This window comes from Nocardioides deserti, from assembly GCF_014266025.1.
Lineage (GTDB): Bacteria > Actinomycetota > Actinomycetes > Propionibacteriales > Nocardioidaceae > Nocardioides > Nocardioides deserti.
The window spans coordinates 223,662-246,145 of sequence record NZ_JACMYC010000001.1 but is presented as its reverse complement, the minus strand read 5'-3'; the positions used below and the strand labels follow the sequence as shown (position 1 = coordinate 246,145).

General features: G+C 73.4%; 21 protein-coding genes. 11 read left to right on the top strand and 10 right to left on the bottom strand.

Features of this window, described 5'->3' with window-relative positions; translation table 11 throughout:
- Positions 1 to 7: 7 nt before the first annotated feature.
- Both H7344_RS01175 and H7344_RS01170 read left to right on the top strand, forming a co-directional pair.
- On the top strand, positions 8 to 517 hold the full coding sequence (locus H7344_RS01175; protein WP_186344188.1) for a hypothetical protein: 510 nt from the start codon (positions 8 to 10) through the stop codon (positions 515 to 517).
- 514 nt (positions 518 to 1,031) lie between these two features.
- Entirely contained in the window at positions 1,032 to 1,670 is a 639-nt protein-coding gene (locus H7344_RS01170; protein WP_186344187.1) for a dihydrofolate reductase family protein, read from the top strand.
- Between the two features lie 10 nt (positions 1,671 to 1,680).
- Here H7344_RS01170 and H7344_RS01165 read toward each other — a convergent pair whose 3' ends face one another.
- Positions 1,681 to 2,631 (bottom strand): hypothetical protein, encoded by a 951-nt coding sequence (locus H7344_RS01165; RefSeq protein WP_186344186.1) that lies wholly within the window; start codon positions 2,629 to 2,631, stop codon positions 1,681 to 1,683.
- Positions 2,632 to 2,682: 51 nt separating this feature from the next.
- On the bottom strand, positions 2,683 to 3,009 hold the full coding sequence (locus H7344_RS01160) for a hypothetical protein (RefSeq protein ID WP_186344185.1): 327 nt from the start codon (positions 3,007 to 3,009) through the stop codon (positions 2,683 to 2,685).
- 304 nt (positions 3,010 to 3,313) lie between these two features.
- Here H7344_RS01160 and H7344_RS01155 point away from each other — a divergent pair, with 304 nt between their 5' ends.
- Positions 3,314 to 3,631, top strand: a complete 318-nt coding sequence (locus tag H7344_RS01155) for a DNA gyrase subunit A (protein ID WP_186344184.1) — start codon at positions 3,314 to 3,316, stop codon at positions 3,629 to 3,631.
- Positions 3,632 to 4,405: 774 nt separating this feature from the next.
- Here H7344_RS01155 and H7344_RS01150 read toward each other — a convergent pair.
- The gene (locus H7344_RS01150) at positions 4,406 to 4,726 is read right to left on the bottom strand and encodes a hypothetical protein (protein ID WP_186344183.1); all 321 of its coding nucleotides are present in this window, start codon (positions 4,724 to 4,726) and stop codon (positions 4,406 to 4,408) included.
- A gap of 111 nt (positions 4,727 to 4,837) precedes the next feature.
- On the opposite strand from H7344_RS01150, the gene H7344_RS01145 reads away from it, so the two are divergent.
- Positions 4,838 to 5,257, top strand: coding sequence for a PPOX class F420-dependent oxidoreductase (locus H7344_RS01145; protein WP_186344182.1), 420 nt, complete (start codon positions 4,838 to 4,840; stop codon positions 5,255 to 5,257).
- A 322-nt stretch (positions 5,258 to 5,579) separates the two neighbouring features.
- Here the strand turns inward: H7344_RS01145 and H7344_RS20175 are convergent, their stop codons facing one another.
- The 4 genes from H7344_RS20175 to H7344_RS01125 all read right to left on the bottom strand — a co-directional run bounded on the left by H7344_RS20175 (position 5,580) and on the right by H7344_RS01125 (position 10,367).
- The gene (locus tag H7344_RS20175; RefSeq protein ID WP_222130072.1) at positions 5,580 to 5,762 is read right to left on the bottom strand and encodes a hypothetical protein; all 183 of its coding nucleotides are present in this window, start codon (positions 5,760 to 5,762) and stop codon (positions 5,580 to 5,582) included.
- 79 nt (positions 5,763 to 5,841) lie between these two features.
- A complete protein-coding gene (locus H7344_RS01135) occupies positions 5,842 to 7,020 on the bottom strand; it encodes an alkaline phosphatase family protein (protein WP_186344181.1) in 1,179 nt (392 codons plus the stop codon).
- 10 nt (positions 7,021 to 7,030) lie between these two features.
- The gene (locus H7344_RS01130) at positions 7,031 to 7,615 is read right to left on the bottom strand and encodes a DUF5998 family protein (RefSeq protein WP_186344180.1); all 585 of its coding nucleotides are present in this window, start codon (positions 7,613 to 7,615) and stop codon (positions 7,031 to 7,033) included.
- A gap of 55 nt (positions 7,616 to 7,670) precedes the next feature.
- Complete coding sequence (locus tag H7344_RS01125) at positions 7,671 to 10,367, bottom strand: bifunctional acetate--CoA ligase family protein/GNAT family N-acetyltransferase (protein ID WP_186344179.1); 2,697 nt, start codon at positions 10,365 to 10,367, stop codon at positions 7,671 to 7,673.
- A gap of 72 nt (positions 10,368 to 10,439) precedes the next feature.
- Between H7344_RS01125 and H7344_RS01120 the strand changes: the two genes are divergently transcribed.
- The 6 genes from H7344_RS01120 to H7344_RS01095 all read left to right on the top strand — a co-directional run bounded on the left by H7344_RS01120 (position 10,440) and on the right by H7344_RS01095 (position 19,008).
- Positions 10,440 to 12,944, top strand: a complete 2,505-nt coding sequence (locus H7344_RS01120; RefSeq protein WP_186344178.1) for a DNA gyrase/topoisomerase IV subunit A — start codon at positions 10,440 to 10,442, stop codon at positions 12,942 to 12,944.
- Positions 12,945 to 12,948: 4 nt separating this feature from the next.
- Positions 12,949 to 13,680 carry an LppX_LprAFG lipoprotein gene (locus tag H7344_RS01115; RefSeq protein WP_186344177.1) on the top strand — a complete coding sequence of 244 codons (732 nt, stop codon included), beginning with the start codon at positions 12,949 to 12,951 and terminating at the stop codon, positions 13,678 to 13,680.
- Positions 13,677 to 15,476, top strand: coding sequence for an MFS transporter (locus H7344_RS01110; RefSeq protein ID WP_186344176.1), 1,800 nt, complete (start codon positions 13,677 to 13,679; stop codon positions 15,474 to 15,476). Before H7344_RS01115 ends, H7344_RS01110 begins: the two co-directional genes overlap by 4 nt.
- A gap of 21 nt (positions 15,477 to 15,497) precedes the next feature.
- Positions 15,498 to 15,998 carry a beta-class carbonic anhydrase gene (locus H7344_RS01105; protein ID WP_186344175.1) on the top strand — a complete coding sequence of 167 codons (501 nt, stop codon included), beginning with the start codon at positions 15,498 to 15,500 and terminating at the stop codon, positions 15,996 to 15,998.
- Positions 15,999 to 16,067: 69 nt separating this feature from the next.
- Positions 16,068 to 18,653 carry an ATP-binding protein gene (locus H7344_RS21005; protein ID WP_186344174.1) on the top strand — a complete coding sequence of 862 codons (2,586 nt, stop codon included), beginning with the start codon at positions 16,068 to 16,070 and terminating at the stop codon, positions 18,651 to 18,653.
- A 103-nt stretch (positions 18,654 to 18,756) separates the two neighbouring features.
- Entirely contained in the window at positions 18,757 to 19,008 is a 252-nt protein-coding gene (locus tag H7344_RS01095) for a DUF4242 domain-containing protein (RefSeq protein WP_186344173.1), read from the top strand.
- Between the two features lie 30 nt (positions 19,009 to 19,038).
- Here the strand turns inward: H7344_RS01095 and H7344_RS01090 are convergent, their stop codons facing one another.
- Both H7344_RS01090 and H7344_RS01085 read right to left on the bottom strand, forming a co-directional pair.
- Entirely contained in the window at positions 19,039 to 20,733 is a 1,695-nt protein-coding gene (locus tag H7344_RS01090; protein WP_222130071.1) for a glycoside hydrolase family 3 protein, read from the bottom strand.
- Between the two features lie 57 nt (positions 20,734 to 20,790).
- Positions 20,791 to 21,366, bottom strand: coding sequence for a TetR/AcrR family transcriptional regulator (locus H7344_RS01085; RefSeq protein ID WP_186344172.1), 576 nt, complete (start codon positions 21,364 to 21,366; stop codon positions 20,791 to 20,793).
- Positions 21,367 to 21,444: 78 nt separating this feature from the next.
- Between H7344_RS01085 and H7344_RS01080 the strand changes: the two genes are divergently transcribed.
- Positions 21,445 to 22,086 (top strand): NAD(P)H-dependent oxidoreductase, encoded by a 642-nt coding sequence (locus H7344_RS01080; RefSeq protein WP_186344171.1) that lies wholly within the window; start codon positions 21,445 to 21,447, stop codon positions 22,084 to 22,086.
- Between the two features lie 141 nt (positions 22,087 to 22,227).
- On the opposite strand, the gene H7344_RS01075 is transcribed toward H7344_RS01080, so the two are convergent.
- Complete coding sequence (locus H7344_RS01075; protein WP_186344170.1) at positions 22,228 to 22,452, bottom strand: hypothetical protein; 225 nt, start codon at positions 22,450 to 22,452, stop codon at positions 22,228 to 22,230.
- Positions 22,453 to 22,484 lie beyond the last annotated feature (32 nt).

Sequence of the window (22,484 nt, the reverse complement as noted above, 5' to 3'; positions counted from 1 at the left end):
CGCGCGGGTGACGGTCGACGCAGCTGCTCGGGGACGGACGTACGCCGTCCCGGCCTCGGCGTGGGTGCTGGGCTGGGCCTCGGTGGTGATGCAGCTCGCCACCCTGGCCGACCGCGGCACCGCCGGCGAGCAGTCCGCGCTCGTCTCGGTGCCCCTCGCCGCGCTGCTGGTCGCCTACGTCTCCGCCGGCGTCATCCGAGCACGGATGGTCCGCACCTGGCTTGCCGGAATCATCCTGGCGTTGGCGGTCCTCGGTGGTGTGATCGACCTGGTCGCCGGCCCGTCGCTGCTCGAGCTCCTCGGCACCGTTGCTGCCGGCGTGGCCGCGGCTGCGTTCGTCTCCTACCTGCGCAGCGACTGCTTCGCCCGGCTCCGTGCCGACCGCCGCGCTGCCCTCCCCGCCGGCTTCGTCGGCCTGGTCGCCCTCGCCGCGCTCGTCGGGGCGCTCGGCGGCCTCACCGCCCCGTTCGACAGCTCAGGTCAGAGCGACGGCGTGCACCTGCGCATCGGGCTGTAGGTCCGGCGGGCGGCCAAGCCTGGGTGGCGCGCGTGTCAGAGCGCGGCTCGGCGTCGCGGTCGTGTGCCCCGTGACGCGCTCCCGCACGATGTCAGGCACACGACCCGCCCAAGGCAGTGCCGACCTTGGTGGCCCGTCGGATCGTTCCGTCAGCCTGGCCCGGGTGGCACGCCACCGACTCGCTCCGACGCGGCCGACCACGTGAATCATCGCAAGAGGCCAACGACGAGAGACTGAACCCACCCCCTCACCGAGAAGGCACCCTTCCGAGCAGCAGGCGGTGGGGACGGCAAGCTGATGCCGGTTGCGTGGTACTTCGAGATGGTGAACGCCACCACCGAGAAGCCGATCGCCAAGACTGTCCGACCGGTGGTCGACGGTGCGAGGTAAGCCCACAGGCGAACGGCGCGGTCGCGCCGGCCGTCGTCCGAACCCGTCGAAGGCCGATGACTCCGGGGCCGGGGTCGGGTCTGCACCACGCGTCACCCGCTAACCCGCACGGACGGAGTGCCACGTGCCACGCACCAGGATCCACAACCTCTCGATCTCGCTGGACGGGTTCGCGACCGGCGAGGGGCTGGGGCTCGAGACGCCCTTCGGCCACGCCGGTGAGCGGCTGCACGAGTGGATGGTCGCCACCTCGTTCGGCGCCCCGATCGTCGGCCGCACGGGCGGCTCCACCGGCGTCGACGACGCGCTGGCCCGGCAGCACGAGCCGGGCATCGGCGCGGAGATCATGGGATCGGGCAAGTTCGGCCCGCCGGGCTGGGAGGACGACCCCGACTGGCGGGGCTGGTGGGGTCCGGAACCACCGTTCCGCACGCCGACCTTCGTGCTGACCCACCGGCCGCGCCCGCCGCTGGAGATGGCCGGCGGCACGACGTTCCACTTCCTCGACGCCTCCCCCGCCGACGCGCTCGCCGTCGCGCTCGAGGCCGTCGGCGGGCTCGACGTGCGGATCGGCGGCGGCCCGCTTGTCGCCCGCGCGTTCATCGCCGCCGGCCTGGTCGACCACGTCCACCTCGTGCAGGTGCCGATCGTGCTCGGCCGCGGCGTACGGCTCTGGGACGGGCTCGAGGGCATGGAAGCTCGGTACGCCGTCGAGGCAGTCACCAGCCCCAGCGGCGTCACCCACCTGACGTTCAGCCGCTGACCCGGGCCGATCAGTCGCGGTAGACGACGTCGTTCGTGGTCGGCGTCATCGCCGCTATGTGGCCGCCGCCGCTCGCGATGGCGAACCGGTTCGTCGTGCTGCTGTCGTCGTCGGCATAGTCGCCGTCGTCGAAGAGGATCTGCCGCTTGCGCGACACCGGGCCCTTGCCGTTCCAGGTCCACACCTCGAGGTACTGGCCTGCCTCGGACTGGATCGGCGAGAACACCACGACGCGGCCACGAGCGGCATGCATCTCCTCGGTCAGGTAGTACGACCCGGAGCCGATGTACGTACGGCGTAGCTTGCCGCCGGCCGCGCGCGGGAGGACCCCGACGTGCATGCTGGCGACCCCGACCTGCCAGCCGAGGTACACCCGCCCGCCGGGCGCGGGGATGAGGTCCGCGGCGAAGCCGCGGTGGCTCGTCCTGGCCCGCACGTGCGTGGTGGACGCACCGTCGACGGCGCCGGGGTAACGGCGCTCGGTCAGGACCCAACGGGCGCCGACCTGCTCCCACCACACCACGACCGTCGCGCCACCTCGGAGCACGGTCACGTCACCGGCGCCCGCCGTCTCCGACACCGGCGCCGACGACTGCACCGAACTCCGGTCGTCGATCCTCGAGAGCGTGAGGTCGGAGTAGACGCGATCGTTGTACTCGTACCCGTCGGGAACCAGGGTCTTCGTCAGGACGGCGTAACCACCCTTGGGGTCTGGCGCGAGTGCCTGCACGTGGGTGCCGGGAAGAGCTTGCACCGGGCCGAGGGCGCCGCCGGCGCGGATGACGCGCGCCCGGGCGCCATCGGCAGAGCTCCAACCGACCGCGACCGTCCCTTCCGCCCCGGCCACGAGGGTGACGTCGCTCCGGTCCTCGGTCAGGAGCCGACCGCCGCCGACGCGGCCGGACGGGCTCACCCGGCGCAGCTCCAGACCGCGAGTGCCCAGCCAGACGACCGTGCCCACCCCGCGGCTGCTGACGACGGCCTCGATGATCCCATCGCGGCACGGGCCGCTTCAGCACGCCTCGATGATTTCGTCGAGGAGGGTGCCCCACGCCTCGACCCCACCCTCCGAGACGACGGTCCAGTCGAGATCGGCGAACCTCTCATCCTCGCCGTTCCCTGCTGGCATCGAAGCACCGAGCAGGGACCGTATCGCCATCATCTCGTTGTACGCCGGATCCTCGTTGAAGCTGCCCCAGTCATCCTCGTTCTGGTGGCCCGCTCGGACCTTCTCGGCCAATGCGCAGGCATAAGAAGTCTGCCCACCTTCCGAGACGTCAGGATCTGATGTCACGCTGCCCACCACGTAGCCAGCGATCGCGCCGATGATCAGCAGCAAGACTGGGATGATCCCTTTCTTGGGCCCTGAGTCGATCACATCTGGCTTCTCGTCCGGCAACGGCTCCGGCTCCTGTCTGAAGTCGTACGGTCTGGTGACGTTAGCGGATCCACCTCGCCCGGACGGTTGAGTTGGCTTATCGTGCATCGTCGCGCTGCCGGAAGAGCCCGCTCATCGGCGGAGTCGCGCTGTAGGCCCAGACCGCGCTGGCCTGAGTATCGACGAGTGCGGCGCGTCCGGACGGGCGAACGGCGCGTGCGACCGGTTGCCCGACAGCCGGTCCTCGTAGTGGCAAGGTGCTTCCATGACCTTCGGACGCTCCGTGAACGACGTTCGTAACGACCTGCGAAATGCGCAGGAATACATTCAGGTCATAGAGGCCATTCTCGTCGCGGCGAATGACGCGCACGGAGTTCTTGATGTTGTGCTTCTGGCGTCGGGTCAGCCTGCCGCCAGGCGCGCCCTCGAGGAGCAGTACGGCCTGACGGAGATGCAGGCGACTGCGGTGCTGGACATGCAACTCGGGCGCCTGAATGCGGTCGACGTGGCGGAGTTCGAGCGGCACTACCAAGAGCTCGTCGAACGTGTAGCCACTCTGACCGCGGAACTGGCTGCTCGATGACTTCGCGAGGTCCGCGAACCTAGCCACGACCCGCGGCCGGGCCCCGGTGCGGGCGTCTCGCCCAATCCTTGCGAGCTACAACTCGCTCGCTTGGCCCGTGAAGCGGTGCCGAACCGTTAGGGGTGCTTGCGGCTTAGGGTTGGGTCGTGCCTGCAAGTCGCTCCGAGTCGCATCACCGAGTCGACGGGCCCGAATGTCGTATCACCCGGCTGCCGGTTGGCTACGCCGAGGACGTTCTGTGGCTCACCTTCATCGTGGCCACCACCCGCCCTGACGATGACTTCGAGTCCGTGCGCTCCCGTATCACGGTCCGAGCATTGGGCGACCGGGCGCCACACTTCCTAGGAGGTGGCGGGTCTATGGACGACCATCTCTTCACTCTGGAGATGCAGTTCGGTCGACCCCGAGACGGGCGTGGCGCGACCTATGACGAGTTGTCCATCTCATACCTCACTGGCGGAGAGCCCATACAGGAGCAGGTCGACTTGCGGGCGCTGGGTGCTTAGGGGCTTACTTTCCGCTCACTTGGCCCGGATTGCGGTGTTCCGGGGTGTCGACGATCGTTCAATTGCGCCGAAATGTTGGCCCGCGGACTCCGCCAGGCGCTGAAGCCACGCAATTGCGCGGAAGTGCGCGGTCCAGGATCGCGGACGTGTGCTCGACAACGCGCCGTCGCGCGTCGTCAAGCACACGACCCCGTTCACCGCTCCCGGCACACTCCGCCCGAAGTGCGCCGAACGCGGCATGACGGGTGTCGATGAGGTGCTGGCGCAGTCAGCGGGGTGTGCCGACGATGCCCGTCCCCCACAGCATGAGCGTGACGGTCAACACGACCCCGGCGGCGCCAAGCGCCAGCCCAACGATTGTGACTCGGCGCGGAAGCACCTTGGTGTCCGGCTTCGTGTCCAGCGCGGAACCGGCACTCGCGCCAATGGCCACCCCGAGCAGGAGCATGGGAGCGCCCATGACGATGAGCGGGTCCCCCACCTCGTAGAACGGGCCTTGCCGCTTCCTCGGGAGCAGGATGAGCCAGGCGATCAGCGCTAGGCCGAGCCAAAGCCCAACCGCCGCACCAATCCTGGTCCTGCCACCCATCGAACAAGTGTCGGGCGGTTCGCGTCGCCGAGGGGATCGAGGACGGCGACCACGTGGAGGTGGAGCTGCAGGTGCGCGGCTGAGTCCCCGACGCGGGGCAAGATCGTCGGTATGGAGATCGCAGACGCCATCGCCGCCGTACGCCGCAACCACCAGGCTGTCCTGGTGACGGTCAAGCGCGACGGGAAGCCGCAGCTGTCCAACATCCTCGCCGGCGTCGGTGACGACGACGTGATCCGGGTGTCGATCACGACCAGCCGCGCGAAGTACGCCAATCTGCGGCGCACGCCGTGGGCGGCAGTGCATGTCGATGGGGACAGCTTCTGGTCCTATGCGGTCGTCGAGGGCGAGGTCAGCCTCTCCGAGGTCGCGGCCGACCCGCACGACGCGGCGACCGACGAGCTGGTCGAGCTCTACCGCTCGTTGGCGGGTGAGCACGACGACTGGGAGGCCTACCGTGCCGCGATGGTGCATGAGGGACGGCTGGTCGTGCGGGTCACGCCCACCCACGCCTACGGCCTGCTTCGCTGAACGAGCTCCCGCCCAGCCCCTCAGCCGTCGAGGCCCGCGATGCGGCGTGAGTGTGCACCCGGCTCGTGACTAGTGTGTCACCGTGAGCGGTCGCCCTGCCCTCAGGCTTGACGGGCGTCGGGTCGTGCTGGTCGTGTTCTTACCAGCCCTCGTGATCCTGTTGTGCTTGCTTCCCACCGTCTTCGTGTTCTGGCTCTTGGCACCCATCCACATCACCGCTGCTGTCCTCATCGGCGCGGCTGCGGTCGGGATACCAGCAGTCACGGGGCTGGCGATGCGACGACGGAGCGACGCGCAGGACGTCTAGCCGACCGCAGCCGTTCTAGACCGACCGCTCCTCAGCAAATCCGCCCGCTCTGGCCGGCGACGGGCAGGCCAGGCAACGAACGGTCCTGGTCGAACGTTCGTACACGGCTTCGACCCGCGCCTCGAGCGCTGCGCCGCAGGCGCGGCAGGCCCCGGCATGGCGGAGCCGCATCCGCTTGTCGTCGAGGCTCTGTGCCACGCGACGACGCTAGTGGCCGATCCCGCGGCGGAGGCAGAACGCCGAGGGCGGACGGGCGGCCCGTGGCGCCCCGGGCGGTTCAGTCCACGAGCACCGGGATGAGCATCTCCTCCGGCGTGAGCGACCCGTGCAGGCCGACGAGCGTCTTCTCGTAGGCGAAGTCGGTGGTGGAGAAGATGCCGTGGTCACCGGTGGAGGCGACGACGACGTCGCCGAGGCGGGGCAGGACGGAGGCGTCGACGGAGCCGAACCAGCCGCGGCGGATGGCCTGGTCGCGGGTGAGGACGTCGGCGCGCTCCCCCAGCACCGACGACCACGTGGCGGCGACGTCGTCGACGGCGCCGCGCTGGCAGTAGAGGTGTCGGAAGCGGGCCTCGCCGCCCAGCAGCGCCACGCCGTCGCGCAGCTCGGGGTGGTCGTCGACGTCGAGGCGGTGGTCGGGCGGGCAGTCGACCATGCCGTGGTCGGCGACGATGACGAGCCGGACGTCGGCGGGCAGCGCCTCGCGCAGCTGCTCGGCCTCGGAGTCGATGCTGGAGAGCTGCTGGAGCCACTGGCTGGAGGAGACGCCGTACCGGTGGCCCGTCCAGTCCAGGTCGCTGTCGTAGAGGTAGGTCAGCGACGGCCGCTCGATCGAGGCGGCCACCGCGGCGGCGACCCGTTCGCCGACCTTGTCGGCGCCGACGTACTCCGCACCCCGCGAGCCCGCGAGGGTCAGCCCGCTCCCCGCGAACTCCCGCTTGTTGACCACCGTCGTCGTGACGCCGGCCGAGCGCAGCCGCGCGAACGCGGTCGGGTGCGGCTGCCACTCCAGCGGGTCGACCTCCGGGGACCAGAAGAGCGCGTTGAGCAGCCGGTCGGTCCCGGGCACGCGCGAGGTGAAGCCGACCAGCCCGTGCACGCCCGGCACCAGCCCGGTGCCGAGCGAGGTCAGGCTGGTCGCGGTCGTCGACGGCACCCCTGCGGTGGCGGGCTCGCGCCCGAGCAGCGAGGAGAGGTACGGCGCGGCGTGGGCGTGGCGCTCCAGCAGCCGGTGGCCGAGGCCGTCGACGAGGAAGACGACGTACGACGACGCCGGCGGCAGCTCGAGCCGGGTCGGCGCGGCCCGGTCCAGCGCCGGGCCCAGGTCGATCCCGAGCGCGACCGCGACCGCAGGCACGACGTCGGAGAGCGACCGCTGCCCGTACGCCGGCTCGTGGAACTCCCCCGCCGGACCCGACCCGAGCCCAGACCCGAGCCCAGCCCCGCCCCCCGACACGTCCCGCGCCTCAGGCGTGCGTGGCGGCCGAGAGCGACTCGGCGAAGGACAGCAGCCCGTGCACTGCGTCGGCGCCGTCCGCCGCGGCCGAGACCCGCAGCGAGAAGTCGTCGGAGGAGAGCACGCCGGTGTAGCCGTGGTCGGCCTCGCACTCGGGGTCCGCGCAGCCGGCCGGCTCGAGGTCGATCCGGGCGACGCCGCCCCAGCCGATGGTCATGACGACCTCGGCCGGCCGCGAAGGGCCGGAGGTCGGGTTGGCGATGTTGCGGGTGACGACGACGGACTTCACCGCCGAGAGGCTGACCGCCTCGGTCGAGGTGGAGGTGTAGGGCTCCGGGAGCAGGTCGTCGCCGGGGTGCTCGTCGGTGTGGGCGAGGACCAGCCGGGTCGGGGTCAGCACCACCACCGAGAGGTGGCGGCGCACCTCGTCGCGCTCGAACGTGGGCTCGTGGTGGACGAAGAACGACACGACCTGCTCGCCCGCCACCGCCGCGGCGACGCCGTCCGCGACGACCTCGGGGTAGTAGCCCGTGCGGTCGATGGCGTGCCGGAGCTCGGTGGCCCGGTCCCGGTCGTCGGTGGTGCGGGTGCGCATGGTCCGAAGTGTGTCACGCGGCACCCCCCGCGACCCCAATGGCACGGGAGGCGCCTCAGCCCGGGATCGTGTCGCCCGGCGCCTGCGGGAGCCGCCGCACGTACCAGTCCGAGCGCGGGTCGGTGACCGGCTCGACGCGGGCACCGGCGGTGAGCACGCTCGAGCCGTGCGCGCCGGCCAGCACCAGCGACAGCTCCAGGGAGCGGACCTGGGGCAGGTCGTTCTGCAGCTGGGAGATCCGCAGGATCAGCCGCTCCACCTCGGCGACGTCGACGACCTCGCTGCCGCGGTAGCCGAAGAGCATCGGCGCGGCCTTGATCTCGCGCACCATCGCCGCCGCGTCGCGCTCCGAGAGCGGCGGGATCCGGAAGGACCGGTCGGTCAGCAGGTCGGTGATCGCCCCGGAGATGCCGAAGGAGACCACCGGACCGAAGAGCGGGTCCTCTATCGAGCGGATCGAGACCGGCACGCCCGGCTGCGCCACCTTCTGCACGATGAACCCGGCGCCGGCCGGGTCGCCGATCACCGACGACAGCGACTCCCAGGCGTCGGCCATCTCCTCGGCGTCGTCGATGTTGCGCCACACGTGGGCCAGGTCCGGCCGCTCGCGCAGGTGGTCGGCGGTCGCCTTGAGCACCACGTCCCAGCCGAGCTCCTCGCCGGCGGCCCGCGCCTCCTCCAGCGACGCCACCTTGCGCACCGGCCACAGCTCCACGCCGTACGCCGCCAGGAGCTCCGCCAGCGTCTGCTGGCTCAGCTCGGTGCCCTCGGGGTGCTGCACCAGCACGCGGTCGACGACCGCCTTCGCGGCCCGCCGGTCGACGGTGTCGCCCACGCGGGGCGGCGCGTCCGGCGTCCGCAACCACACGGCGTACTCCACGACGCGCGCGAGCGCCCGCACGGCGTACTCCACCGCGGGGTAGGACGGCACCGAGCCACGACCGGCCGTCGAGCCCGCCACGTCGGGGACGCGCAACAGCTCGGGCACACCCTCGGCACCGAGGAACGAGGACACCAGCGGCTTGTCCGACTGCTCGCCGACGGCGGCCAGCACGTTCGCGACGTCCTCGCCGGAGACGTTGAGCGGCGGGATGTAGACGGCGACGACCGAGTCGATCTCGGGGTCGTCGATGGCGGCGTCGAGCGCGTCCTCGAAGTCGTCGGCCGTCGCGTCGGCGCCCAGCGCGACGGACTTGTTGACGACGAGCCCGACCGCGGCGGCTGCGTCCGCGGCGAGCAGGCCGAGCGCGTCGGAGTTGCCGACGATCGCGACCCGGCGCCCGCGCGGCAGCGGCTGGTGGGCCAGGAGCTGCGCGACGTCGAACATCTCCTCGAGCGTGTCGACCTGGATCACCCCGGCCTGGCGGAACATCGCGTCCACGGCCTGCGGCGGCGCGGAGATCCGGCGCACCGCGTGGCCCATCGGCACGCCCTGCGTGGTGCGGCCCGACCGCACCGCGATGATCGGCTTGCGCAGCGAGACCCGCCGGGCGATGCGGGAGAACTTGCGCGGGTTGCCGATGGACTCCAGGTAGAGCAGGACGACCTCGGTGGAGTCGTCCTCCTCCCAGTACTGCAGGAGGTCGTTGCCGGAGACGTCGGCGCGGTTGCCGGCGGAGACGAAGGTGGAGAGGCCGAGGCCGCGGTTCTGCACCTTCTCCAGGATCGCCGAGCCCAGCGCGCCGGACTGGCAGAAGAAGCCCGCGCGGCCGCGCGGCGGCATCACCGACGACAGCGAGGCGTTGATCGAGACGGCCGGGTCGGTGTTGATGATCCCCAGGCAGTTCGGGCCGATCAGCCGCAGGCCGTAGGAGCGGGACAGGCCGACGAGCCGGCGCTGCCGCTGGCGGCCCTCCTCGCCGGTCTCGGCGAACCCCGAGGAGATGACGACCAGGCCGTGCACCCCCTTGGCGGCGCAGTCCAGGACGACGTCCTGCACCGACTCGGCCGGGACCGCGACGATCGCCACGTCGACCTCGTCGGGGATGTCGCCGACGGTCTTGTACGCCGGCATGCCCGACACCGCGGCGGCCGTCGGGTTCACGACGTACACGCGCCCGGTGAAGTCGCCGGTCACCAGGTGCCGCACGAGCGCCTGGCCGATGGTGTCCTGGCGCCGCGAGGCACCGATGACCGCGACCGAGCGCGGGTTGAAGAACCGCTCGATCGAGGCGGCCTCGGCCTTGTGCTCGCGGCCCTGCATCAGCCCGATCGCGGTGTCGGTGGCGGTGATGGGGAACTCCAGCGCCAGCACGCCGTCCTCGTACTCGCTGGCCACGTGGTAGCCGGCGTCGCGGAAGGTCTGGATCATCCGGGTGTTGTCGGGCAGCACCTCGGCGACGAACCGCTCGACGCCGCGCTCGCGGCCGGCCTGCGCGAGGTGCTCGAGCAGCAGCTGGGCGATGCCGCGGCCCTGGTGCTTGTCCTCGACGAGGAAGGCGACCTCGGCCTCGCCCGGGCGGACCACGTCGTAGCGGCCGACCGCGATCATCTGCCCGCTCAGCGTCAGCACGAACGCCACCCGGTCGTGGTGGTCGACCTCGGTGAACCGCTTGACGTCGCGGTCGGAGAGCCGCGGCATCGGCGAGAAGAACCGGTAGTACTTCGAGGTGTCGGAGACCCGGCTGTAGAACTCCACCATCAGCTCGGCGTCGGACGGCACGATCGGGCGGATGTGGGCGGTGCGTCCGTCGCGGAGGAGGACGTCGGCCTCCCAGTGCCGGGGGGCGGTGGGGACGTCCTGCTCGGTCACGAGTAGGAATCTAGCCGGTCGCCGGGCGTGCCCCCGGCCGGTCCCGGCCGCCCGGCGGGGACAATGGGCGGCATGGCACGACGTACGACTCCCCCGCCGCCCGAGGACTTCGAGGAGCACATCCTCGACACCGACATCCAGCAGGAGATGGAGTCGTCGTTCCTGGAGTACGCCTACTCCGTCATCTACTCCCGGGCGCTGCCCGACGCGCGCGACGGTCTCAAGCCGGTGCAGCGGCGGATCCTCTACACGATGAACGACATGGGCCTGCGGCCCGATCGCGGCCACGTCAAGAGCGCCCGCGTCGTCGGCGAGGTCATGGGTCGGCTGCACCCGCACGGCGACGGCGCGATCTACGACGCGATGGTCCGGATGGCCCAGCCGTGGTCGATGCGGCTGCCGTTCATCGACGGCCACGGGAACTTCGGCTCGCCCGACGACTCCCCCGCCGCCATGCGCTACACGGAAGCCCGGATGGCGCCGGCCGCGGTGGCGATGACTGCCTCGATCGACGAGGACACCGTCGACTTCCGGCCCAACTACGACAGCCGCGAGCTCGAACCGTCGGTGCTGCCGGCCGCGATCCCCAACCTCGTGGTCAACGGCACCACCGGCATCGCCGTCGGCATGGCCACCAACTGCGCGCCGCACAACCTGGTCGAGGTCGTCCAGGCGCTGCGCCATCTGATCAAGGACCCGAAGGCCACGCTCGACGACCTGATGCGGTTCATCCCGGGCCCCGACCTGCCCACCGGCGGCAAGATCGTCGGCCTCGACGGCATCCGCGACGCCTACGAGACCGGCCGCGGCACGTTCAAGATGCGCGCCAGCGCCCGCGTCGAGAACGTCACCGCCCGCCGCAAGGGCATCGTCGTGACCGAGCTGCCCTACGGCGTCGGCACCGAGAAGGTCATCGAGCGGATCAAGACCCTCGTGCAGGCCAAGAAGATCCAGGGCATCGCCGACATGAAGGACCTCACCGACCGCGAGCACGGTCTGCGGCTGGTCATCGAGGTTAAGAACGGCTTCGTCCCCGAGGCGCTGCTCGAGCAGCTCTACCGGCTCACGCCGATGGAGGACAGCTTCGGCATCAACAACGTCGCGCTCGTCGACGGCCAGCCCCGCACGCTCGGGCTCAAGGAGCTGCTGGAGGTCTTCCTCGCCCACCGCTACGACGTCGTACGCCGTCGCTCGGCGTTCCGCCGCGGCAAGGCCGCCGACCGGCTCCACCTGGTCGAGGGTCTCCTGGTCGCGATCCTCGACATCGACGAGGTCATCCAGCTCATCCGCTCCAGCGACAACGCCGACCAGGCGCGAGGCCGGCTGATGGACGTCTTCGAGCTGACCGAGCCCCAGGCGACGTACATCCTCGAGATGCAGCTGCGCCGGCTCACGAAGTTCAGCCGGATCGAGCTGGAGAAGGAGCAGTCCGAGCTCCAGCGCACCATCGAGGAGCTCGACGCGATCCTCGGCGACGACGCGCTGCTGCGGAAGGTCGTCTCCGACGAGCTGGCCGAGGTCGCCAAGACCTACGGCACCCCGCGCCGCACCGTGCTGCTGGAGTCGGCCGGCTCGCCGGTCAGCAGCGCCGTGCCGCTCGAGGTCGCCGACGACCCGTGCTTCGTCTACCTCTCCTCCTCCGGTCTCCTGGCCCGCACCGCCACCGACGAGCCGCCCGGCAGCGGCGGCGGGCGCGCCAACCACGACGTCGTCGTCTCCGCGGTCCGCGCGACTGCCCGCGGCGAGATCGGCGGGCTGACCAGCACCGGACGCCTGGTGCGGATCGGCGTGCTGGAGCTGCCGCAGCTGCCCGGCACCGCCAACGACCCGCACCTGGCCGGCGGCCTGCCGGTCAGCGAGATCCTCGCCCTCGAGCCGGGCGAGCGGCTGCTCGCGCTGTGCACGCTGGCCACGGAGGGCCCCGGCCTCGCGCTCGGCACCAAGCAGGGCGTGGTCAAGCGGGTCAACCCCGAGGTGCTGAACAAGGACGACTGGGAGGTCGTGCGGCTCGCCGACGGCGACGAGGTCGTCGGCGCGGTCGAGCTGGCCACCGGCGACGAGACGCTCTGCTTCGTCACCACCGACGCGCAGCTGCTGCACTTCGGCGCCGACGGGGTGCGCCCGCAGGGCCGCTCCGGCGGCGGGATCGCCGGCGTCCGCCTGGCCGCCGGCGCCACCGTGCTGTGGTTCGGCGCGGTGGACGCCGCCCCCGAGGGCTCGGTCGTCGTCACCGCCTCCGGCTCCTCCACCGCGCTGCCCGGCACCGAGCCGGGCGCGGTCAAGGTCACGCCGTTCTCGGAGTACCCGCCCAAGGGCCGCGCCACGGGCGGCGTCCGCTGCCACCGCTTCCTCAAGGGCGAGGACGCCCTGGTCTTCGCCTGGGTGGGCACCGCGCCGGCCCGGGCCGCCGCCGACAGCGGTGCGCCGGTCGAGCTGCCCGAGGCAAACGGCCGCCGCGACGGCTCCGGCATCCCCGGCACGCAGCCGATCGCCGCCTGCGCCGGCCCGGTCGCGGCACGCCTCGGAGGTGGCGACAGCGGTGGCTCCGAGCCCGCTCCCGTCGGTGTGGAAGGCTGATCGCGTGCTGCGCTCCCTCCGTCCTGTCGTCATGCCCGCACTCGCCCCCGCGCTCGGTCTCGTGCTCACCGCCGCCCTCGTCGCCGGCTGCTCCGGCGGCGACGACGACTCCACGCCGGTCGGCGAGGAGCAGACCCCGGCCGAGGTGATGGAGCTGGCGAAGACCACCTTCGACGAGACCAGCGGCCTGTCGATCACGCTGACCACCGACGACCTGCCCGAGGGAGTCACCGGCATCGTCGACGCCTCCGGGGTCGGCACCCACGCGCCGGCCTTCGAGGGCTCGATCACCGTCGTGCTCCTGGGCCAGCAGGTCGAGGTGCCGGTCGTGGCCGTCGACGACAAGGTCTACGCGCAGGTGCCGTTCACCGACGGCTGGCAGGACATCGACCCGACCGAGTACGGCGCGCCCGACCCCGCCGGCCTGATGAGCCCCGACGCCGGCTTCTCGGCGCTGCTGCCCGCGACCACCGACCTCGAGGAGGGCGAGTCGGTCCGCGGCGGCGCGAACAACGACGAGGTGCTGACCGAGTACACCGGCACGGTCCCCGACACGGCCGTCAAGAACGTCATCCCGAGCGCGTCGGGCGACTTCGACGCGACGTACACGATTACCGCCGAGGGCGAGCTGCGCTCGGCCGTGCTCACCGGCATCTTCTACGCCGACTCCCCCGAGATGACCTACACGATCGGGTTCGACGACTACGGCACCGAGCAGGACATCACCGCCCCGTGAGCGACACCGTCGCCGGGGCGGGCCGGGGGGCCGGGGGCCGCTCACCGCGGCTGCTGCTCGTCCTGGCGTCGGTCGCGGTCGCCTTCGCGGCGGCCGACACCTACGTCGTCGTGCTGGCGCTGCCGGACATGATGACCGGCGCCGGGATCTCGGTGGAGCAGCTGCAGAAGGCGGCGCCGATCATCTCCGGCTTCCTGCTCGGGTACGTCGCGATGCTGCCGCTCATCGGGCGGATCGCCGACCTCCGCGGCCGCACCCCGGTGCTCGTGGCCGCGCTGGTGCTCTTCGCCCTCGGCTCGCTGGTGACCGCGGCGGCGTACGACCTCCCCAGCATGGTCGCCGGCCGCTTCCTCCAGGGCGTCGGCGGCGGCGGGCTCGTGCCCGCCACCCTGGCGCTGGTCGCCGACCTCTACCCCGCCGAGCGGCGCGGCGTGCCGCTCGGGCTGGTCTCGGCCGTCCAGGAGCTCGGCAGCGTGCTCGGCCCGCTCCTCGGCGCGGTCGTGCTGGCCGTCGCCGACTGGCGCGCGATCTTCCTGCTCAACCTCGCCGTCGGCCTGGTGCTCGCCGCCGCGATCCGCTCGGTGCGCGGCGCCGCGCCGCCCGGCCTCGCCGCACCCCCACCTCGCCGCGGCCTGCCCGACCTGCTCGGCGTCCTCCTCGCGCTGGTCGCCATGGTGGCCGGGGGCCTGGTCTTCCTCCGGCCCAGCCAGCTGCTGCGCGACCTGACCTGGGGCGAGATGTTCGTGCCGTACGCCGGCGACGGCCGCTGGCTGACCCCGGTCGGCCTGGTGGCGATCGGCGCGTCGCTGCTGTTCCTGGTCCGCTGCGCGTTTGCCCGCCGCCCGCTCGTGGACCTGCGCGCCTGGTGGCGCAGCGCCCGCGAGGCCGACCTGACCGGGGCGCTGCTGCTGGCGATCGCTCTCGGCGGCGTCATCCTCGCCTTCGCGACCGCCGACCCGAAGGTGCAGGTCTTCTCCGACCAGGGCCTCTGGTACCTCCTCGGCGGAGCCCTCGGGGCCGCCGCCTTCGTCGTGCACGTCCGCCGCGCCGAGGCGCCGATCGTGCCCGCCGGGGCGCTGCGCCGGGTGCCGGCCTGGGGCGCGGTGCTGGTCAGCTTCTTCGTCGGCGCCGCCCTCATCGCCGCGCTCATCGACATCCCGCTCTTCGCCCGCACGACCATCCACCGCGACTCCCAGCTGATGGCGGCGCTCGTGCTGCTGCGGTTCCTCGTCGCGCTGCCGGTCGGCGCGGTCGTCGGCGGCTGGCTGACCCGCCGCGTCGGCGCGGGCGTCATCACCGCCGCCGGCATGGGTCTGTCGGCGCTCGGCTTCGCACTGATGACCCAGTGGGACGTCGACAGCCTCGAGCACCTCTCCTCGGACCTGACGCTCGTCGTGTGCGGTTTCGGCTTCGGGCTGGCGCTGGCGCCGGTGAACGCCGCGATCCTGGCCAGCACCGACGACGACGTCCACGGCGTGGCCAGCGCGATGGTCGTCGTCGCGCGGATGGTCGGCATGCTCGTCGGCATCTCCGCGCTCACCGCCCTCGGCCTGCGCCGCTACTACGACCACCTCGAGGACAACCCGCTCCCCTCGGCCCGCGAGGTCTGCGACGGCCGCACCCGCTGCACGGCGTACTCCGACCTCATCGCCGCCGCCGGCATCCCCCAGGAGCACGCCGTCTTCGCCGGCGCCGCCGTGGCCGCGGTGCTCGCCGGGCTGATCGCGCTGGTGGTCTTCCGCGGCGCGGCGACCAAGGCCGTCTCGACCGCCGAGGTGCTGCGCGGCGGCGCCTGAGCGATCCGCTAACTTTCGTCCGTGGCTGACTCGGACTTCGACGACCTGCTCGACGCGAACCGACGGTTCGCGGAGACCTTCGACCTCGCCGGCTTCGACGGCGTCGCCCACGCGGGCGTCGCGATCGTGACCTGCATGGACTCGCGGATCGATCCGCTCGGCATGCTCGGCCTCAAGCCGGGCGACGCCAAGATCTTCCGCAACCCGGGTGGGCGAGTCACCCCGCAGGCGCTCGAGGCGCTCGTGCTCGCGGTGCACCTGCTCAACGTCGACCGCATCCTCGTGGTGCCCCACACCCGCTGCGCCGTCGCGTCCAGCACCGAGGAGGAGCTGCGCGAGCGCGTCGGCGCCTCCGCCGGCACGGACGCCACCTGGCAGCCGTTCCCGGTGGTGGCCGACCAGCGCGCCGCGCTCGCCGACGACGTGCACAAGGTGAGCAGCCACCCGCTCGTCCCCGACACGGTGAAGATCGGCGGGTTCATCTACGACGTCGACACCGGGCTGCTCGACCACGTCGTCTGAGGCGTCGCTGCCTCCGGTGCCTCGCGGCGGCGCTGGACCGCGAGCCTCTCCGGAGCGCACGATGTCGACGTGCCCCTCCTCGAACGCGCCCAGCAGCTCGCCGCGCTGCACGGGTACGCCGTGGAGGCGGCCGCGGGCGACGGGCGCCTGGTCCTCGTCGCCGGCGAGGCCGGTGCGGGCAAGACCGCGCTGGTCGAGGCGCTCGCCGACCGGCTGACGGACCGTCCGTGGTGGTGGAGCGCGTGCGACGGCCTGGCGACCCCCAGCCCGCTCGGACCGGTGGCGGACCTCGCCCCGGTCGTCGGGGGCGAGCTGGAGGCCGCCTGGGCGGCTCCGCTCGACCGCGACCGGGTCTTCCGGGCACTCATGGCGGCACTCGCGTCCGGACCCGCGGTGCTGGTGATGGAGGACGTCCACTGGGCCGACGAGGCGACCCTCGACCTGCTGCGGCGGGTGGCCCGCCGAATGCGCTCGGTGCCGGCGCTCGTAGTTGTCACCTGCCGCGACGACGCCTTCGCGCCGGGCGACCCGCTCCGGCTCGCGCTCGGCGACCTCGCTGCACAGCGCGGCACGCGCCGGATGGACCTGCCGCTCCTGACCATCGCGGCGGTGGCCGACCTCGCCCGGGGCACCGATCTCGAACCCGCAGCGCTCCACCGGCTCACCGAGGGCAACCCGTTCCTGGTCAGCGAGGTGGTCGCCGCCGGGACCGGACACGTCCCGACCACGGTGCGCGACGCCGTCCTCTCCCGCGCCGCCCGGCTCGGGCCGGAGGCGCGGAGCGCGCTGGACGTCGCCGCGGTGTGCGGGGCCCGGGTCGAGGACTGGCTGCTGCGCGAGGCGACCGGCGCGGGGTCGACGGTGCTCGACGAGCTCGCCGCGTCCGGGGTGCTCGCGGGGGACGGCGAGACCTGGCGGTTCCGGCACGAGCTCGCCCGGCGAGCCGTGACCGCCGGGATCGCGCCGCACCGGCGTACCGACGCCCACCGCCGCGTGCTCGCCGTCCTCGTCGAGCGCGAGCACCCGGACGCGGCGCGACTCGTGCACCACGCCGAGGGCGCCGGCGACACCTCGGTCCTCCTGCGGTCTGCCGTCCGGGCCGGCGCAGCGGCCGCCGCCGTCGGCTCGCACCGCGAGGCGCTCGCCCAGTACCGACGGGCGGTCCGGCACGCGGCGGCCCTCCCGCCCACCGCACGCGCATCGTTGCTGGACGACCTTGCGACGGAGGCGGCCCTCGCCGACGCCTGGGAGGACGCCGCGGCGGCCCGGACCGAGGCTCTGGCCCGGTGGCGCGAGGCCGGCGAGCCGATCCGCGAGGGCGACGCCCTGCGGCACCTGTCCCGAGCCATGTGGCGGCTGTGCCGAGGCACCGAGGCGCGGGCGGCGGCCCAGGCCGCCCTGGACTTGCTCGAGCCGTTCGGTCCGACGCCGGAGCTGGCCTGGGCGCTGGCGAACGCCGCGAGCAACGCCATGGTCAGCGGCCGCAGCGCGGAGGCCATCGCCCTCGCGCGCCGGACCGTCGCGGTCGCCGAGGCCCTGGGCCTGACGGAGGTCGTGAGCGACGCGCTCAACACCGAGGCGTGCGCCGCCCACGCGCTCGGGGACGCCTGGGAGCCGACGTTGCGCCGCGCGCTCGACGTCGCGGTCGCCGCTGGAGCGCCCGCCACCGCCGCCCGTGCCTGGACCAACCTCCACTCGCTGCTGGTCGAGGACCTGCGGCTCGACGACGCGGACCGGGTGCACGAGGACGGAACGGCGTACTGCGACGAGCACGACGTCGCCACCTTCGGTGCCTGCCTGGACGGGGAGCACGCCGGCGCCCTGGAGCTGCGGGGCGACTGGACGCGCGCCGTCGCCCTCGCCCGGCGGCTCCTGCAACGGGCCGACCTGTCCACGGTCAACCGCCTCCACGCGCTCCTCGTGCTCGGGCGGGTGCAGGCCCGCCGGGGAGAGCCGTGCTGGGAGGCCCTGGACGAGGCCCGGTCCTCGGCCGCCGAGGGCGGCGAGCCGCAGTGGGTCGTCCCCGTCCAGCTCGCCCGGGCGGAGGCCTGCTGGCTGGAGGGACGCCTCGTCGACGCGGAGGCCGAGCTCGGCCGCGCCGAGGCAGTAGCGGATGCGGTCGGCGGCGGTCCGGCGTCACCCGTCGCGGCGTGGGCGCGCCGCCTGCGCGGCCACGCGGGCCGGTCCGCGTGCGGGCCCTACCGGTTCGAGGTCGCTGGTGACGCCCGCGCCGCCGCTGCAGCCTGGGACGCGCTGGGATGCGGGTACGCCGCGGGCCTCGCACTCCTCGACTCCGCCGAGCCGGCCCTGCTCCACGAGGCGGTCGGGCGGCTGCGGCGCCTCGGCGCGACGGCTGCTGTCCAGGTCGGAGTGGAACAGCTCCGCCAAGCGCGTGGGAAGGGGGCACCCGCGGGGGCACGAGCGGCCACGCGGACCCACCCGGCCGGGCTCACGGCCCGCGAGCACGAGGTGCTGGTGCTCCTCAGTGAGGGGTGCACGAACGCCGAGATCGCCGCCCGGCTGGTGATCTCACCGCGGACCGTGCATCGCCACGTGTCCTCCGTCCTGGCCAAGCTCGGCGTCCCCAGCCGCGGGCGCGCGGCGGACCTCGCCCGGCGCACCGACCTCCTCCGCGTGGGCATGCCCAGGTCCTGAGCCCGCGCGCAACGTGGGCACTCCTGCCGATCCGTCGGAGCCTCTCGCGCGCCTAGCGTCGGTGGACCGGCCCCGCCCGGGGGCCCGATCCCGAGGAGACGACATGCCTCTCTACATGGACGTGCACCACCTCGACGGCGGCGTCAGCATGGACGACGTCGCGAAGGCGCACCTGGCGGACCTGCAGACGCAGTCGGCGCACGACGTGCGCTACCTGCGCTACTGGGTTGACGAGGGGCGCGGCCAGGTCTTCTGCCTGGTGGACGCACCCGACGCCGAGGGGGCCACCGCCGTCCACCGCGAGGCGCACGGCCTCGTCGCGGACGAGATCTACGAGGTGCAGGAGGGCTCTTGACGCTGGGGCCCGCGGGCCGGCGAGGCACGCTCAGCAGCCGCGCCGGTCGACGCCTCGCACGTCCACGGGCAGCCGGCCGGGCGCCCGCGCCCGGCCGGCCAGCACGTCGACCAGTGCCCTCATCGCACCCGGCGTCGCGCCGTACGTCGCGATGCGCACCGGCGCCGCCGAGGTGCCCAGCACCCAGGGACGGTCGGTGGCGACCACGATCCCGGCGCCCGGTGCGGCGCCGCCCGGACCGACCAGGTGCACCGGCGTGCCCCGGATGACCGTCCGCGGCTCGGTGCGCCGCCAGGCGCGCAGGCGGCGTCGGTCCTTCTTCTTGTTGCCGGTCCGCTTCGGCTTGGGCGGCTTGACGAGGTCGACCCGGCCGAGGCTCATGCCGGCGCGAGTTGCCGCCGCGCGGAAGCCGGCCACCGCCATGCTGCTGCCCAGCGGCACCACCGGGCCCTCGACCAGCCGGCCGCCGCAGGGGCCGGCCACCACCGTCACGGCCTCGGCCGACAGCGTGCGGGCTGCCTCGGCCGCCGATCCCGGTGCCGCTCCCCTGCCGGCCGTCGCCGCCCGGTGCTCGAGCAGCGCGACCATCCGGGTCGCGGCCTGCTCGAGCCGCCGCCGCGGCAGCCGGCCGTCGCGGACCGCGCGCACGATCGAGGCGCGCGCCGTGGCCGGGTCGGTCGGCATGAGCACCACGTCCCCGCCGGCCCGCAGGAACCGCACCGCGGGCTCCCGGCGGCTCCGGACGGCCGCCATCTCCAGGGCATCGCTGACGACCAGCCCGTCGAACCCCAGCCGCTCGCGCAGCAGCCCGTGGACCACCGGTCGCGACAGCGTCGCCGGGACGCCCGGGTCGACCGCCCGCACCGCGATGTGACCGACCATGACGGCCGGCAGACCCGCGTCGACCGCGGCGCGGAACGGCGCCAGGTCGACCCGCTCCAGCTGCCGCACCGTCCGCGTCTGCACCGGCAGCGCGACGTGGCTGTCGGTCGTGAGCGACCCGTGCCCCGGGAAGTGCTTCACCACCGGCACCACCCCCGCGTCGCGGAGGCCGTGCGCCGCCGCCACCGCGTGGGTCGCGACCACGACAGGGTCCGACCCCGGCGAGCGCGAGCCGATCACCGGGTCGGCCGAGCCGACGGTCACGTCGGCCACCGGCGCCAGGTCGACGTTGAGGCCGATCACGTTCAGCTCGGCGCCGAGGGCACGGTGGGCCCGGCGGGTGAGGGCGCGGTCGCCGGCGGCGCCGGCGCTCATGAGAGCGGGGTACGCCGTGACCGCCCCGCCGACCCGTTGGACCAGCCCGCCCTCCTGGTCGACCGCCGTCATCAACGGCCACCCGCGGCCCGCGCCGCGCTGCAGCCTGCGTAACGCCCCGGCGAGCTCCTCCGGACCGGCGACGTTCTCGTCGAAGACGACCACGCCGCCCAGGTGGAGGCGGCGCACCAGCTCGGTGGGCGCCCGCGTGCCGGCGTACCTCGTCACGATCAGCTGGCCGGCCAGCTCCGGCAGCCGCAGCCGGCCCACCCGGCGCGCGGCGCGGTCGAGCTCGGCGCGGGTCGGCCCCCAGCCGATGCCCAGGCCGAGGCGCTCCGACGGGCTCGGCGGCGCCGCCTGCTCCGTTGCCTCCGGCCCCGCGCCGGCTGGTGGGTTGGCCTCGTCGCCGGTGCATCCCGCGACGAGGGCCAGCACCGCCACGACGGAAACGAGCAGACGGGCAGGCACCCGTCCCATGCTGCCAGCCCGGTCCGACCGCGGGTCGCTCGCGGAGGTGTCCGGGGCCTAGCGGACGAGCGCACGGAGCGCCGGCGCCACCTGCTCCCGCCCGAGCTGGCCCTCGCCGACCAGCGCGGCGAGGCCGTGGACCGCGCCCCAGAACGCCGTCGACAGCGCCTCGAGGTCCTCCAGGCCGCGGCCGCGGGCGGTCAGCCAGGCGGCGACGCACTCGGCGAGGAGATCCTCGTTGCGCGCGATGAGCGGCGCGCGCTCGGGGCTCGGGTCCTGCGGCGGGCACAGCTCGGGGTCGAAGACCAGCGCGAAGGCGTGCGGGCGCTCGGCGGCGAAGGACACGTAGGCCTCCCCCAGGGCCACGAGCCGGTCGGCGGGGTCGCCCTCGGCAGCCGCGGCGTCCTCCTGCCGGGCGAGGAAGTCGCCCATGCAGGCGTCGCCGATGGCCTTGAGCAGACCGCCACGGTCCCCGAAGTGGTGGTACGGCGCCGCGTGGCTCACCCCGGCGCGGCGCGCCACCTCGCGCAGGCTTACGCGGGCGGGCGCCTGCTCCTCCAGCAGCGCCGCCCCGGCCTCGAGGAGGGCGCGACGCAGGTCGCCGTGGTGGTAGCCGGTCGAGGATCTTGACACGAGCAAGATCGTACCCCAGGCTGGCTGTACCGGGATCTTTACACCGTCAAGACCGACGGCCGACAACCAGGAGACGCCATGCCCAGCACCCTCGTGATCGACGCCCACCCCGACAGCGGCTCGCTCTGCGCCGCCCTCGCCGAGCGGTACGCCACCGGCGCCCGCTCCGCCGGCGCGCAGGTGGAGCTGCTCGCCCTGCGCGACCTGGACTTCGACCTCGACCTGCGCCGCGGGCTGCGCGCCGAGCAGCCGCTCGAGCCCGACCTGCTCCGCGCGCAGGCCTCGCTCGTCTCCGCCGACCACGTCGTCGTCGTGGCGCCGGTGTGGTGGGGCTCGGTGCCCGCGGTGCTCAAGGGCTTCCTCGACCGGACCCTCGAGCGTGGCTGGGCCTATCGGTACCGCGACAACGGGCTCCCCCAGGGCTTGCTCGCCGGGCGGTCCGCGCGCGTGGTCATGACGACCGACTCCCCCGGCTGGTGGCTGCGCGGGCTCATGGGCGACTCTGCCGTGCGCCAGCTGCGCCGCAGCACCTTGCGCTTCTGCGGTCTGAAGCCGGTGCGCGCGACCCGGATCGGCCCGGTGCACGGCAGCACGGCCGAGCAGCGCGAGTCGTGGCTCGAGCAGCTCGCCGACCTCGGCCGGACCGACGCCCGTCGTGCCCCTCGCGCCGACAAGCTCACGCCCGTCGTCCGCGTCCCCGCACCCGACCTCGCCGCCTGAGCCGCCCGGGTCCCGGGGCCGTCGAATGCCCCGCGCCCGCCGACGGGGTAGTAACGGTCAGGAACGTCCGTCACGGTCACCGCGACGGTCAGATGCGTCCGTTACTACCCCGGCTCCCCCACTCCTGGGACTCCGTGGGCGTCAGCCGACGCCGGACCCGCGCTCCGACCGGACCTGGGACTCCAGGACCAGCACGACCAGCGAGTTGCCGACCAGCAACAGTCCGAGGGTGGTGAGCACCCACACCGCGCTCACGTGCGCCCCGTCCGGCTCGCCCTCGATGTAGCAGAAGAACGCGACCACGAGCGTGAGGCAACCCGACATCAACAACGAAGCGCCCAGCGCGCGAGCGAGACGGTGGCCCATGGACCCGACCTACCCAGCTGCGGGCGCGCTGA

What these genes read in the sequence shown, in the direction of transcription:
- H7344_RS01155 (WP_186344184.1), top strand. Translation starts at nt 3,314, where the DNA reads ATGACCTTCGGACGCTCCGTGAACGACGTTCGTAACGACCTGCGAAAT.
- H7344_RS01150 (WP_186344183.1), bottom strand. Translation starts at nt 4,726, where the DNA reads ATGGGTGGCAGGACCAGGATTGGTGCGGCGGTTGGGCTTTGGCTCGGC.
- H7344_RS01145 (WP_186344182.1), top strand. Translation starts at nt 4,838, where the DNA reads ATGGAGATCGCAGACGCCATCGCCGCCGTACGCCGCAACCACCAGGCT.
- H7344_RS01130 (WP_186344180.1), bottom strand. Translation starts at nt 7,615, where the DNA reads ATGCGCACCCGCACCACCGACGACCGGGACCGGGCCACCGAGCTCCGG.
- H7344_RS01120 (WP_186344178.1), top strand. Translation starts at nt 10,440, where the DNA reads ATGGCACGACGTACGACTCCCCCGCCGCCCGAGGACTTCGAGGAGCAC.
- H7344_RS01095 (WP_186344173.1), top strand. Translation starts at nt 18,757, where the DNA reads ATGCCTCTCTACATGGACGTGCACCACCTCGACGGCGGCGTCAGCATG.
- H7344_RS01080 (WP_186344171.1), top strand. Translation starts at nt 21,445, where the DNA reads ATGCCCAGCACCCTCGTGATCGACGCCCACCCCGACAGCGGCTCGCTC.
- H7344_RS01075 (WP_186344170.1), bottom strand. Translation starts at nt 22,452, where the DNA reads ATGGGCCACCGTCTCGCTCGCGCGCTGGGCGCTTCGTTGTTGATGTCG.